Raw genomic sequence first — 12,691 nt, 5'->3', positions numbered from 1 at the left:
GTGCGGCAGCGCGCGGCACGGTAAGCCCTCGGACCAGGATGCCGTGGAACGGCCCGTCGCGACGATAAAAACTGATTGTCCCCACATGACCATGGCCAATGGAAACCCGCCGCAGCGGATCCTCGTGATCCGGATTGATTTTCTGGGCGACATGCTGTGCACGACGGCGTTTCTCGGCGCGCTGAAGGCGCGTTGGACGGGCGCGGAGCTGCATGTGGTCGCGAACCGCTACAACGCGGCCGCGCTGGCCGGAAACCCGGACGTGGATACGATCCACACCTACGTGTACAGCCGCCAGTGCGAGCGCAACGATCGTCCCGGCCGGATGCGCGCATTCCTCGACCGGCTGCGCCTCGTGCGCCGTCTGCGCCGCTTGCGGTTCGACCTCGTGATCGTGCCGAACGGCGGCATGCATCGCAGCAGCATGCAGTTCGCGCGCCAGCTTCGCGCGAAGGATTGCCGCTGGCACGATGCCGAGACCGAATTCGACGATCGCAAGCCCGAGCATGTCGCGCGGCGGCCGATGTGCCACGAAGCGTTGTCGGGCTTCCGGCTCGTGCCCGAACTCGGTTGCGCCGATCTCGATCGCCTCGCGCTGTCGGTGCATCCCGATCGCACGCTGCAGGAAACGTGGCATCGGCTGCTCGGCGCGCGCATGAGGCCGCGCGTCGGGCTGTTCGTGTCGAACAAGGCGGTCGAGCGCCGCTGGCCCGCCGACCGCTGGCGCGACCTCGGCGAGCGCCTCGCACCGGTCGCCGACGTGATCGTGTTTCGCGATCCGGCCATCGGCCACGCTGCCGAAGGCGAGTTGTGGCGCGACGTGAATGCACGGCATGTCGCACCTTCGTCGGTCGCCGAGCTGGTGGCGGCCGCGAGCCTGCTCGATGCGATCGTCTCGGCCGACAGCGCGCCCGTGCATCTTGCGTCGGCGCTCGGCGTACCGGTGGCCGCCCTGTTCGAGGATCGTCCCGAGAAATACCTGCGCTGGCATCCGCTCGGCGTGCCGCACGTGATCCTGCGCGCGGGCCCGACCGTCGACGCGATCGGTATCGATGCGGTCGAGCGCGCGGTGCGCCACCTGCTGCCGCAGGCCGGCCATCGCGACGAAGCCGCGGCCGGTACGGCGCTCGCGCAACCGGCCGCCGCCACGTCACCTGCGATCGCGCCGATCGCATCGTAGCGCCGGGCGCGTCGTGCGGCCGCGTCCCGCACGACGCTGCGCCGGCGGGGCCGCATCGCGGCAGCCTGCGCGGCCGGTGCGCGATGCCGCGCCGGCTGCTGCAAAATCCTGTACATTGCCAGCCTTGTTCAGCCAGCCAGACGATCACCGTGGCCCTGTTTTCCTCCGCCCGTCCGCCCAGAACCATCCTCGTTGCCGCGCCGCGCCGTATCGGCGACGTGCTGCTGACGACACCGCTCGTCCGGTCGCTGAAGGCCCGCTGGCCGGACGCGCAGATCGACATGCTGGTGTTTCGCGGCACCGAGGGCGTGCTCGAGCACAATCCGGACGTGCGGCGCGTGATCGTGGTCGCGCAGCGCGCGGGGTTCGGCGAGCGGCTGCGCGACGCGCTGTCGATGTGGCGCCGCTACGATCTCGCGTGCGCGGCGCTGAGTTCCGACCGGCCGCGTTTCTACAGCTGGTTCGCCGGTCGCAAGCGGGTCGGCCTCGTCGACCCGAACCGCGTCACGTGGCTCACGCGGATGATGCTGAACGGGATCGCGATCAATCACCATGAATCCGCACATACGGTCGTCAGTACGCTCGCGCTTGCGCCGGTGATCGGCATCGAGCCGGTGTCCGAGGTCGTCGCGCCCGGCATCGGCGACGATCCCGCGCGGCGCGCACGTTTCGACGCGTGGCTCGCCGAGTCGCCCGCGATCCGCGCCGGCAAGCCGCTGGTCGTGCTGCATCCGTATCCGATGTTCCGCTACAAGCAATGGCGGCTCGACGGCTGGGTAGAGATGATCGGCTGGTTGCGCGAGCAGGGCTTCGCGGTCGCGCTGTCGGGCGGCCCGGCCGATCGCGAGCGCGAGTATGCGGAGCAGGTCGCGAGCGAGGCGGGTGGCGACGTGCTGAACCTGGTCGGCCGCCTGACGTTCGGCGAGAGCGCGGAGCTCGTGCGGCGCGCGCGGCTCTTCATCGGGCCCGACACCGGCGCGACGCACGTCGCGGCCGCGACCGGCACCGACACGATCGCGCTGTTCGGGCCGTCCGACCCCGTGCGCTGGGGGCCGTGGCCGCAGCACTGGCCCGCGACCGAGAATCCGTGGTCGCTGCGCGGCTCGGGCCGGCACGGGAACGTGTGGCTGCTGCAAGGGGAAGGCGACTGCGTGCCGTGCCGGCACGAAGGCTGCGAGCGTCATGTCGACAGCCGCAGCGACTGCCTCGTTCATCTCAGTGCGCAGCGCGTGAAGGCCGCGGCAGCCGAGATGCTCGGGCTGAATCCGCCGGGCCCGGCCGACATCGTCGTCGACACGTCGCGGCTGCACCGCACCGGATCCGACTGACGCGCGGCAAGCGCGCGTTTTTCTTCGTTCGCAGGGGCGTGTTTCGCGGAGAGCCGCGCGGCTCGCCCGCATCGGCGGTGGATGTCCGCTGCCCCGAACCCGGCCGGGCAGGGCAGCGGAACGTATGCCGGCGTGCGTTACACGCTGCGCCGGATCGCCGACGTTTCGCGCGGCAGCGCTTCGCCGCGTTCGCCGCAACCGAGCAGGATGCCGGCCAGCAGCACGATCAGGTGCCCTTCGGCGAAATCCAGCAGCAGCGAATTCGCGAGGCTGCCGATCGCGAAGATCGCGAGCCACCCGAGCAGCAAGTGCTGCGAGCGCGGATCGAGCGTACGGCTGCCGCGCGCGATCTGCACGATCAGGTTGACGAACAGCAGCAGGCCGATCGTACCGAGCTGCACGGCCATCAGCAGGTATTCGTTGTGCGGGTTCGACGTGAGCTGCCCTTCGGCGGCCGTCTTGCCGGCCGTGAGCTTCTCGAATTCGGATTCGAGGCCGCCCGCACCGTAGCCGATCACCGGGCGCTGCCGATACAGCTCCAGCCCCTTCTTGTACCACTCGAGGCGCAGCCCGGTCGACGTGGCCGCATCGCTCTGCCGGTATTGCTGCACTTCCGTCACGACCTTCGTCAGCCGGCCGTTGTGGACCGTGCATGCAGCAACCACGAGCGCGACGCCCGCCAGGACGAGCACGCCGGCGGCAAGCCCCGCGCGCAGCGCGGACTGCCGGCGCAGCAACAGCACGAAACGCACCGCGACGACGAGGATCAGCAGCAGCGCGATGACCTGTCCCGTGCGTCCCTGCAGCATCACGAACACGTTGACGAGCGACCACGCGGCGACGGCCGCATAGGCGGCGCGCGACAGCGCCGTGCGGGCCGCGAGCGCGAGATCGGCCGCCTGGTAGAACAGCAGCGCGCCGAACATGCCGGCCGCGATGTGGTTCTTGAACACCCACGCGCGCGACAGCGGCAGTTGGGTCGCATACGCCGGCCCGATCGCGGTGAGCCCGAGATAGTTGGTCGTCGACAGCAGCAGGATCACGCACAGCGTGCCGAACCAGCAGCGCCGCACGATCGGCGCCCAGTTCGAATGACGGAACGCGAGCACGGCGAACGGCAGCAGCAGCAGCTTGTCGTACTTCGCGACCCAGTTCCACGCCTTGTTGTGCGGCGCGACCGTATAGGTGACGCTCGCGGCCAGCGCGGCCAGGATCAGCAGCGCCGCGAGCGAAGCCGGGTCGGCGACGAACGAGCGCAGGTCGCGCCAGAACTCGGGGGAGATCACGAGCGCGGCGGCGAACAGCCCGCAGAACACGTTGGTCAGCGCGGTCGAAACGGGCACCATGCAGAGCGCGGCGACGGCGAATGCGCGGGCGGCGGTCAGGCGCCGCGTGGCGGGAGCGGAAAACGAAAGCATCGGAACCTGTCGTATGGACGAATGCGGCTTGCGGGCATCTGCGCCGCGTCGCTTATCCCGGCGAGAGACCCGGGACGAACGGCGCAGTATACGCGAAGCAGGGCAGGTTTCCGTGCGGTTTTCGGGGCGGGATCAGCTGAACGCGCGCTTGATCCGCGAGCGCAGCAGCGCGCGCTTGAGGCGGCCTTCCACCACCGGTGTATCGAGCGCGATCTGCGTGCCGAGCGGCTCGCCGCGATGCAGGTAGTAGCGGTCGAACGTCGCCTGCGTCATGCCCCATTTGTTCAGAAACTGGCGGCGGCCGTCGTTCTTGACGATCTTGCCGGTGCTCTTCTGCTGGAAGTGGTACACGAGGCTGTCGCCGACGCCGACGAAGATCCGGCAACCGGCGTCCCAGAATTTCATCGAGAAGTCGTTGTCGCTGCTCATGCCCGGCGACAGCTCGCTGCTGTAGCCGCCGATGCGGTTCCACCAGTCGCGGTGCACGAGCGTCGGCGGCCAGGTCGAGCCGAGCCAGTCGGCACGCACCAGCTTCGGAGTCGCGGCGACGAGGCCCGCCGCGTCGAACTGCTCGGCGTCGCGGCCGAAATTGCTGACGACCACGCACGGGTTGCGCGTGTCGACCGGCTCGACCATCGTGCCCGACAGCATGAACAGGTCGGTGGGCATCTGTTCGATGCGGCGCACGAGCGCCGTGTCCCAGCCCGGGCAGCAGAACATGTCGTCGTTCATGTAGACCACGTAGTCGCGCGTGGCGCGCGCGGCGGCCAGGTTGACCGCATGGCAGATGCCGATGTTGGTCGGCGACGCGGTGTGTTCGATCCCTTCGTTGCGCACCCAGTCGAGGGTGCCGTCCGAGCCGTCGTTCACGTGCACGATGATCTGGTGGTCGTACGCGGAATGCCGGCGCAGGCTGTCGACGACGAGCTTGAGGTACGGCAGGTTGTTCCAGGTCGGGATGATGATGGAGAACATGGCGGTCGGATTCGGTGGTCGTCGTGACGGGCGGCGCGCAGCGCGGCCGCTCGGGCGGGCACGCACGGTGCGCGCAACCCGGCATTGTAACGCCGCGCCGATCGCGCACCGGGCGGGTGCCTAGCGTGTCGGCTCGTGACCGAGCTTCAGGAAGCGGTAGTACACGGTTTCCGCGTTGAACACCGCGATCATGAAGCCCGCGCGGCCGTCGAGGAACCCGCGCCGCAGCACGTAGGTTCGCACGAACGCCCACGCGCCGCGGCCGAGCGCCTTGCCGAAGCCGCCGCGCTGGCCGGCCGCGCGGCGCTGGCGCGCGCCGGCCGTCGAATACGCGTCGAGCTTGCGCACGACCGTTTCGAAATCCTCGTACGAGTAGTGCATCAGCTTGCCGGTCAGGCGCTGCGCGGCGGTATCGAATACGAGGCGCTCGTGCACGAGATCGTCCGAGAACCGTGCGGTGCCGCGCCGGAACAGCCGCGGCACCCAGTCCGGATACCAGCCGCTGTGATGGATCCACTGGCCGCAGAAGCTCGACAGCCGGTCGAGCGCATAGACCTGCGCGGCCGGCGCGCGGATCGCGTCGCGGATCGACCGCGCGAGTTCCGGCGTGACGATTTCGTCGGTATCGAGCGACAGGATCCAGTCGGTGCCGAGCGCGTCGAGCGCGCGGTTCTTCTGCGGGCCGAAGCCCGGCCAGTCGCGCTCGACGATCACGCGCGCGCCGTGCGCCTGCGCGATCGCGACGGTATCGTCGGTGCTGCCGCCGTCGATCACGACGACGTCGTCGGCGAACGACAGCGCATCGAGACACTGCGCGAGCCGCGCGGATGCGTTGAGGGCGATGAGGGCGACGCCGAGGGAGGGTTCAGCCATGAAATCGTCGGAAAGGCGGAGAAAACGGTGAGCGGCAGTATACCTTCGGCCCGGCCGCGGCCCGCATCGGCGACGGGCGTGCCCGCGGGGGCGGTGCAGCTATAATGTTGAGCCCTTTCCGGCACCCGCCCGACGGGGCGCACACCCGGGCGGCCACGCGCCGGGCGCCGCATCGCGGCTCAAGAAGGATTGCCTTGGAAACCCAGAACACTCTTCGCAAACCGATGGACGGCACCGGCACGTCGCCGCTCACGGTCCTCAAGCGCCTGTGGCCGTACATCCGGCCGCTCGTCGGCATCGTGGTGCTCGCCGTGATGACGATGGGCGTCGTCGCGGCCACCGAAGCCGGCATTCCGGCGCTGCTCAAGCCGCTGCTCGACCACGGCTTCGGCTCGCACGGCAGCGACAGCGCGAAATGGTACGTGCCGATCGCGGTGATCGGCCTCGCGCTGGTGCGCGGCGTCTCGCAGTACACGTCGAATTACCTGCTCAACTACGTATCGAACCGCATCCTGCTGCAGCTGCGGCTCGAAATGTTCCAGCGGATGCTCCACACGGGCGCGTCGTTCTTCCAGCGCGAAACCGCGAGCACGGTAATCAACGCGATCGTGTTCGAGGTCAACCAGATCCTGTCGGTGCTGACGGGCGTGATGGTCACGCTCGTGCGCGACTCGCTGACGGTGATCTTCCTGCTCGGCTACCTGTTCTACCTGAACTGGCGGCTCACGCTGATCGTCGCGGTGATCCTGCCGGGCATCGGCTGGCTCGTCAGCAAGATCAACCGCCGGCTGCGCCGCCTGAACCGCGAGCACCAGACGCTGACCAACGAACTGTCGTACATCGTCGAGGAGACGGTCGGCGGCTACAAGGTCGTCAAGGTGCACAACGGCGAAGCGTACGAGATGGACCGCTTCACGACGATGAGCAAGCGCCTGCGCGGCTATGCGATGCGCATGACGATCTCGGGCGGCCTCGCGCAGCCGCTCACGCAGTTCCTCGCGTCGATCGCGCTCGCGGTCGTGATCACGATCGCGGTCGTGCAGTCGTCGAACGACCAGACGACGGTCGGCGGCTTCGTCGCGTTCGTCACGTCGATGCTGCTGGTGATCTCGCCGCTCAAGCACCTGATCGACGTCAACCAGCCGCTGCAGCGCGGGATGACGGCCGCCGAGCTGATCTTCGGGCTGATCGACGAGCCGGCCGAGCCGCAAGGCGGCGGGCGGCCGCTGTCGCACGCGCGCGGCGAGATCGAGTTCCGCTCCGTGTCGTTCGATTACGGCGCGGCCGAACGGCCGACGCTCGACCGCATCTCGTTCAAGGTCGCGCCGGGCGAAATGATCGCGCTCGCCGGCCCGTCCGGGAGCGGCAAGACGACGCTCGTGAACCTGCTGCCGCGCTTCTTCGACCCGACGGACGGCACGATCCTGGTCGACGGCGTGCCGGTTGCCGACTACGATCTTCACGCGCTGCGCAGCCAGATGGCGATGGTGAGCCAGGACGTCGTGCTGTTCAACGACACGATCGCCGCGAACGTCGCCTACGGGCAGACGCCCGACCGCGCGCGCGTGCAGGCCGCGCTCGAGGCCGCGAACCTCGCCGACGCGGTCGCCGCGATGCCCGACGGGCTCGATACGCTGGTGGGCGGCAACGGGATGCGGTTGTCCGGCGGCCAGCGCCAGCGGCTCGCGATTGCGCGCGCGATCTACAAAGACGCGCCGATCCTGATCCTCGACGAAGCGACGTCGGCGCTCGATTCGGAGTCGGAGCGCCACGTGCAGGCCGCGCTCGAGCGGCTGATGGAAGGCCGGACGACGCTGGTGATCGCGCACCGGCTGTCGACGATCGAGCGCGCGGACCGCATCCTCGTGCTCGAGGCCGGCAAGATCGTCGAGGAGGGCAGTCACGACGAACTGCTGCGCCACGGCGGCCTCTACGCGCACCTGCACCGGATCCAGTACCAGCAGCAGGCGGCGTGACGCGCGGTCATGCGGCCGGCCGTGTGCTAGTCTTCATCGGGCAAGCCCGGTCGTTTCTTGTTCGACGTGACACCACGGAGGGAAGGACAATGAAGAGGATGCACGGCACGATGCTGGCCGCCCTGATCGCGGCCGGCTGCGCCGCCACCACGGCGATGGCGCAGGATCACGGCAACCACGGCAATCGCGATGACCACGGCGGCCCCGGCATGCATCGCGGGCATGGCCCGAAACATGTGCCGCCCGGTCACGCGATGCATCGCGACGACGTGCCGCCGCGCTGGGCCGACGGGCCGCGCCGCGACTGGCACAAGGGCGACCGGCTGCCGGACGAATTCCGCGATCGTCAATACGTGGTCGACGACTGGCGCGGCTATCACCTGAGCGCGCCGCCGCGCGGCTATCACTGGGTCGGCGTCGGCGGCGACTACCTGCTCGTGCAGATCGGCTCGGGCATCGTGCTGCGGGTCGGTCCGTAACCGCCCGGCCCGTCCCCGTCACCGTCACGCAGCGTTCCGATCGTTCATCCGGCTGCCGGGCGCGTTGCCCGGCGCCGCGTTACTTTGCCGCCGCGCGGCGGAACCAGCGCCGCTCGATGCTCGACATCGCCCAGCACACGCCCAGCGCGCACACCGTGCCGAGCGTCACTTCGCCGAACCGGATCAGCGGAACGTCCCACAGCGGGCCGTTGCCGGGGAACAGCAGCACGATCGTCGCGGTCACGCCGCCGAGCCGTGCCGCGCTGCCGATGTTCAGGCACCAGCAGCAGACGATCACGACCGCGACCGTGATCGCATACGCGACGAGGCGATCGCCGCCCAACGCCGCACCGGCGAAGCCCAGGGCGCCGCCGACCATCGCACCGATGAACTGGTCGCGCGACAGCGACATCGTGTCCGAGTAGTTGTGCTGCGTGACGGCGATCGCGGTGATCGCCGCCCACACCGCCTGCTCGCTATGCACCGCGCGGCCGATCGCATACGCGAGGCACGCGCCGCACACGGCCTGCACCGCCATCAGCCCGCCTTGCGCGAGCCGCTCGCTGAATGACAGCCCCTTGAACAGATCGAAGATCGACTGCTGGATCTGCTGGCGGGCTTCGTTGAGTGTCCTGATCGTATCCATCGTGCATCGGCCAAGAAGCGGGTAGCGGCGGCGCGCCGCCGTCAATGCGCCTGTTCGGGCGAGGCGGGCGCCGGTTCGTCGGCTGTCGCGTCGCCGTTGTCGACGCGCGTTTCGGGCATCACGAGCCAGACCAGCAGCACCGCGAGCGCGCCTGCCGCGGCGAGCCCGAAGAAACTGACCGCGTTGCCGAAGTGATCGGCGACGTAGCCGGCCACGGCCGTGCTGAGCGTCGCGCCGATCCCGGCCGCGAGCCCGAACAGCCCGATACACAGGTTGTAGCGGCCCTTGCCGCCCGCGACGTCGGCCGCGATCAGCGGCAGCATCACGCCGAACACGGCCGCGCTGATGCCGTCGAGCATCTGCACCGGCACGAGCAGGTACGGGCTGCTGACGCCGGCGAACAGCAACGCGCGCACCGGCAGCGCGGAGAAGCCGAGCAGCAGGATCGGCCGGCGCCCCCAGCGCTGCGCGGAACGGCCGACCCACGGCGACAGCATCGCGACGATCGCCTGCGGCACGATGATGCACGCGGCGATCACGAGCTGCACGTTCTCGCCCATCCCGGCCGTGACTTCGCCGGCCGCGAGGTTCAGCATCGCGGCGTTCGACAGGTGGAACAGCACGACACAGGCCGCGAAGATCAGCATCCGGCGATCGCGCAGCAGTTCGAGCAGCGTTTCGCGCTCGCCGGCTTCGTCGACGTCGTCAGGCTTCGACGACTGCGGAATCACCTGGTGCGTCGGCTGGATCATCGCGAGCGCGAACAGCGCGGGCAGCGCCAGCACGGCGGTCAGCCAGAACACCGCGCGCGCGGAGAAGTATTCGCCGGTGAGCCCCATCAGGCCCGCCGCGACCGCGCTGCCGATCGACGCCCAGCGCGCGTTGCGGCCGAGCCGGTCGCCGAGGTCGGCGCGGCCGACGAGCGAGAACGAGATCGCGGCCATCGCCGGCACCAGCATGCAGCTCGCAAAACCGTGGAACACCTCGGCGGCGATTACCGGCACGATCGTCGGGCTCGACGCGAGCAGCACCGCGGACAGGATGATGGCCGCGATCGCCCACGCGGCCGCGCCCTTCTTGTTCTTCAGCGCATCGACGGCCGCGCCGCCCGGCACCTGGCTGACCATCGCACTGATCGTGCCGATCGACAGCACCATGCCGATCTCGCCCTGCGTCCACTTGTGCGACGCGAGGTAGGACGCGATGAACGGACCGAACCCGGTTTGAACGTTTGCAACGAAAAAGTTGAGCCAGTCGAGGGCCCGGAGACTGCGAACGCTGACGGAATGCTTGATCGTCATCGGGTGGCACTCGCAGACGAAGCCGGCACCGCTGCCGCCGGGGCAACGGGCGGGAAAACCGCGACGATCGGCTTGTCGGCCGCGTACGGCGGCGCTGCCTTGATCTGCGCGTCGTTCAGGTCGAGCTGCGGGTGCAGCGCCTTGTCGCGCGTGACGAAGCGCAGCGCGCCCCAGCTCGCGGCGATCGAACGGCGGTCGGTATTGACGAGCCCGCCGAGGTCGAGCACGACGGCCTGCGGTTGCGCGCCGCGGTCGATCAGCACGTCGACGATCCGGCCGATCTTCGTGCCGTTCGGGCGTTCGACATCGCTGTCGAGCATCGGCAGCCGCGTCGCCGGCGACGCCGCAGCCGAGCCCGACAGCGGCACGGCCTTCGGCCGCGCGGCCGGCGGCAGGTCGCCCGACGGCACGTCGAGCACGATCGGCTCCTGTTTGCCGCCCGGCGTGAAGCGGAACACGTTCCACGGGAAGATGACCTTGCGGTCGCCGATCCCCATGAAGCCTTGCAGGTTGACGATCATCTCGCGCGGCTTGCCGCCCGCGTCGACCACCATGTCGACCGCGCGGCCGACCACCTTGCCGTTGCGGCGCGCGACTTCGCTGTCGAGCAGCGCATGGATCTGGGTGCGGTCGAGCGCGCGCGTCGCGACGAGCGGCGGGGGCGGAGGCGGCGGCGGGGTCGGCGATTCGGGGCGCTGCACGGGCTTCGGCCGCGCCACTTCGCGGTGCGGCTTCTTCGGCGCTTCCGGTTCCTCCGGTTGCGTCGGCGCGGGCACCGGCGGCATCGTCAGCGGCTCGCCGGCGGTTTCCTCGACAGGCTCGACGAGCGCCTCGCTGATCGGCGCGGGCGGGTTCTGGACCGGCAGCAGCCCGCAGCCGGACAGCAGCGCGGCGACGGCGACGATCAGGAAGACCGTCGAGGACGGCAACGACTTGCGGGATGCGGGAAACGGGAGTCCGCCGCTCATTGACACTCACTCCATGGGTCGGGGCGGCCCGAGGGCACGCGGCTGGCGATGGATGGCGGGTGCGGGCGGCGCACCACGCGAGGGTGAGAGTTTAACGTGTCTTGCTTTCAGGACCGATATCGACGGCGGGTTGCAGGCGGACCGTCGGGAAAAGGAAGGGATCGGAGGCCGTCGCGGGCGGCTCCGGCGACTGATCGACGACGATGCGGGCGCCGGCGCTGCTACCGTCGGTGCGTTGGCTCAACGCGCCGAGCTGCCGCACGCGGACAGCAACGAGAGCGCCGCAACGCCGGCGGCCATCATGATCATTCTGCAGAAACGACGTCGACCTGGCCCGCCGTGGTGGCGGGGCGCTGCCTGAAGGCAGCGTCAAACCGGGAGATCAGGCGTCCGGATACCACGCGTCGGCGAATTCGCTGACCTGGACGTCCTTCAGCTCCGGACGCGCGGCCAGCCACCCGCGCACGAGCTCGCGATCGGCGTCGGTCGTCGTGCCGCGCGGCGCGCCGGAGATCACGTACGCGCCGATGCCTTCGTCCGCGGACGCGACGGTCAGCAGCCCGTTCGCTTCGACGAAGTCGATGAACGCATCGATCAACTGGCCGCGCTCGAGGTCGGTCATGTCGTTGCGGTAATGCGCGGTGGCGTTGAACGAGAGTTCCTGGAATTCGCCGATGTGGAGTTTCTTGCGCTGGCGGCGGTTGTAGCGTGTGCTCATGGTGTGTGACGAGTGAACGAGAGGTGGGAAAGGATAGCGCGGCGGATGGCGCGCGCACCCTGTCGACGTGCGGCATGGGCGAGGCTGGAGGCGAAAGAGGGCGTATCGCGGGACCGTTCCCGAAACTGTTCTTAAACAATTGCGCGATGCGCCTTTCGCCGTGCGGCCTGGTCAAGCGGCCTATTACACGCTTGACCGAATGATACAGGGATGGCGAGCGTGTTCGGCTTTGCTAAGGTCTGCGGTCATTCGAACAACCACGAGGGCCGTATGTCGAACAATCGCTATGCGTACGAGGGGCGCGAGGATCTCACGCCGCGAGCAGTCATCATGTTCAGCACGGTGCGCCGGTGTAACGCCGTCGCCAAACCAGAAGCCAGGGTGTTCTGATCGTGCCGACCGATACGTGGGAAAAGCTGGCCTCATTTGCACGCGAAGAGCTTGGTCGACCGCTGTTCGGCGGTCAGTTGAGGATCGAACCATCGTCGCGCCTCGAAGAGGATCTGCGCGTGACGGGAGTCGACGCAGTCGAGTTCATCGACAAATGGGCAGAAACATTCGGTGTGCAGGCCTCCGAGTTTCCTTACGACCGCTATTTCGGTCCTGAGGGCCAAGACATGGTGACGACGTTTCTCGCGCTGTTTTCGGAGCGTTACCGTAAGCCGCCGCGCGTGCCACTTACGCTCGCCATGCTGGAAGAAGCGATGCGTCTCGGCCGATGGGATACCGAAGCGATCGAGCGCTTCGCCCGGGAAGCGCCCGACGACGAATAGCCATTCGGCGATGCATGCAGGTCGAGGTTGCGCGAAATCCGCGCTGCGCCGGGCAC

General features: G+C 68.9%; 13 protein-coding genes. 6 read left to right on the top strand and 7 right to left on the bottom strand.

What is annotated here, in order from left to right; translation table 11 throughout:
- The first annotated feature begins 91 nt into the window (after positions 1-91).
- Together JYG37_RS14030 and JYG37_RS14025 are read left to right on the top strand one after the other, a co-directional pair.
- Complete coding sequence (locus tag JYG37_RS14030) at positions 92-1,180, top strand: glycosyltransferase family 9 protein (RefSeq protein ID WP_050016509.1); 1,089 nt, start codon at positions 92-94, stop codon at positions 1,178-1,180.
- A gap of 149 nt (positions 1,181-1,329) precedes the next feature.
- The gene (locus JYG37_RS14025) at positions 1,330-2,508 is read left to right on the top strand and encodes a glycosyltransferase family 9 protein (protein WP_050016362.1); all 1,179 of its coding nucleotides are present in this window, start codon (positions 1,330-1,332) and stop codon (positions 2,506-2,508) included.
- 137 nt (positions 2,509-2,645) lie between these two features.
- On the opposite strand, the gene JYG37_RS14020 is transcribed toward JYG37_RS14025, so the two are convergent.
- From JYG37_RS14020 to JYG37_RS14010, 3 genes are all read right to left on the bottom strand, one after another.
- Entirely contained in the window at positions 2,646-3,926 is a 1,281-nt protein-coding gene (locus tag JYG37_RS14020) for an O-antigen ligase family protein (RefSeq protein ID WP_213345506.1), read from the bottom strand.
- A gap of 132 nt (positions 3,927-4,058) precedes the next feature.
- Entirely contained in the window at positions 4,059-4,901 is an 843-nt protein-coding gene (locus tag JYG37_RS14015) for a glycosyltransferase family 2 protein (protein WP_124554840.1), read from the bottom strand.
- A gap of 120 nt (positions 4,902-5,021) precedes the next feature.
- Positions 5,022-5,774 carry a glycosyltransferase family 2 protein gene (locus tag JYG37_RS14010; protein ID WP_050016370.1) on the bottom strand — a complete coding sequence of 251 codons (753 nt, stop codon included), beginning with the start codon at positions 5,772-5,774 and terminating at the stop codon, positions 5,022-5,024.
- A 224-nt stretch (positions 5,775-5,998) separates the two neighbouring features.
- Here JYG37_RS14010 and msbA point away from each other — a divergent pair, with 224 nt between their 5' ends.
- Both msbA and JYG37_RS14000 read left to right on the top strand, forming a co-directional pair.
- A complete protein-coding gene (msbA, locus tag JYG37_RS14005) occupies positions 5,999-7,750 on the top strand; it encodes a lipid A export permease/ATP-binding protein MsbA (protein ID WP_244137952.1) in 1,752 nt (583 codons plus the stop codon).
- Positions 7,751-7,839: 89 nt separating this feature from the next.
- The gene (locus tag JYG37_RS14000; protein ID WP_050016374.1) at positions 7,840-8,229 is read left to right on the top strand and encodes an RcnB family protein; all 390 of its coding nucleotides are present in this window, start codon (positions 7,840-7,842) and stop codon (positions 8,227-8,229) included.
- 79 nt (positions 8,230-8,308) lie between these two features.
- On the opposite strand, the gene JYG37_RS13995 is transcribed toward JYG37_RS14000, so the two are convergent.
- The 4 genes from JYG37_RS13995 to JYG37_RS13980 all read right to left on the bottom strand — a co-directional run bounded on the left by JYG37_RS13995 (position 8,309) and on the right by JYG37_RS13980 (position 11,862).
- Positions 8,309-8,875: an FUSC family protein gene (locus tag JYG37_RS13995; protein WP_124631394.1), complete on the bottom strand. Its 567-nt coding sequence runs from the start codon at positions 8,873-8,875 to the stop codon at positions 8,309-8,311.
- A 41-nt stretch (positions 8,876-8,916) separates the two neighbouring features.
- Positions 8,917-10,176: an MFS transporter gene (locus JYG37_RS13990; RefSeq protein ID WP_050016379.1), complete on the bottom strand. Its 1,260-nt coding sequence runs from the start codon at positions 10,174-10,176 to the stop codon at positions 8,917-8,919.
- Positions 10,173-11,144 (bottom strand): PRC-barrel domain-containing protein, encoded by a 972-nt coding sequence (locus JYG37_RS13985; RefSeq protein WP_089488694.1) that lies wholly within the window; start codon positions 11,142-11,144, stop codon positions 10,173-10,175. The genes JYG37_RS13990 and JYG37_RS13985 overlap by 4 nt, the downstream gene beginning before the upstream one ends.
- A 382-nt stretch (positions 11,145-11,526) precedes the next feature.
- The gene (locus JYG37_RS13980) at positions 11,527-11,862 is read right to left on the bottom strand and encodes a YggL 50S ribosome-binding family protein (RefSeq protein WP_050016383.1); all 336 of its coding nucleotides are present in this window, start codon (positions 11,860-11,862) and stop codon (positions 11,527-11,529) included.
- 210 nt (positions 11,863-12,072) lie between these two features.
- Between JYG37_RS13980 and JYG37_RS13975 the strand changes: the two genes are divergently transcribed.
- Complete coding sequence (locus JYG37_RS13975) at positions 12,073-12,252, top strand: hypothetical protein (protein ID WP_050016386.1); 180 nt, start codon at positions 12,073-12,075, stop codon at positions 12,250-12,252.
- Positions 12,253-12,254: 2 nt separating this feature from the next.
- A complete protein-coding gene (locus tag JYG37_RS13970) occupies positions 12,255-12,635 on the top strand; it encodes a DUF1493 family protein (protein WP_050016388.1) in 381 nt (126 codons plus the stop codon).
- Positions 12,636-12,691 lie beyond the last annotated feature (56 nt).

This window comes from Burkholderia sp. LAS2 (assembly GCF_018417615.1).
Classification (GTDB): Bacteria; Pseudomonadota; Gammaproteobacteria; order Burkholderiales; family Burkholderiaceae; genus Burkholderia; species Burkholderia sola.
Note: the sequence above shows the minus strand (reverse complement) of the source record. Positions and strands in the feature narration are given on the sequence as shown.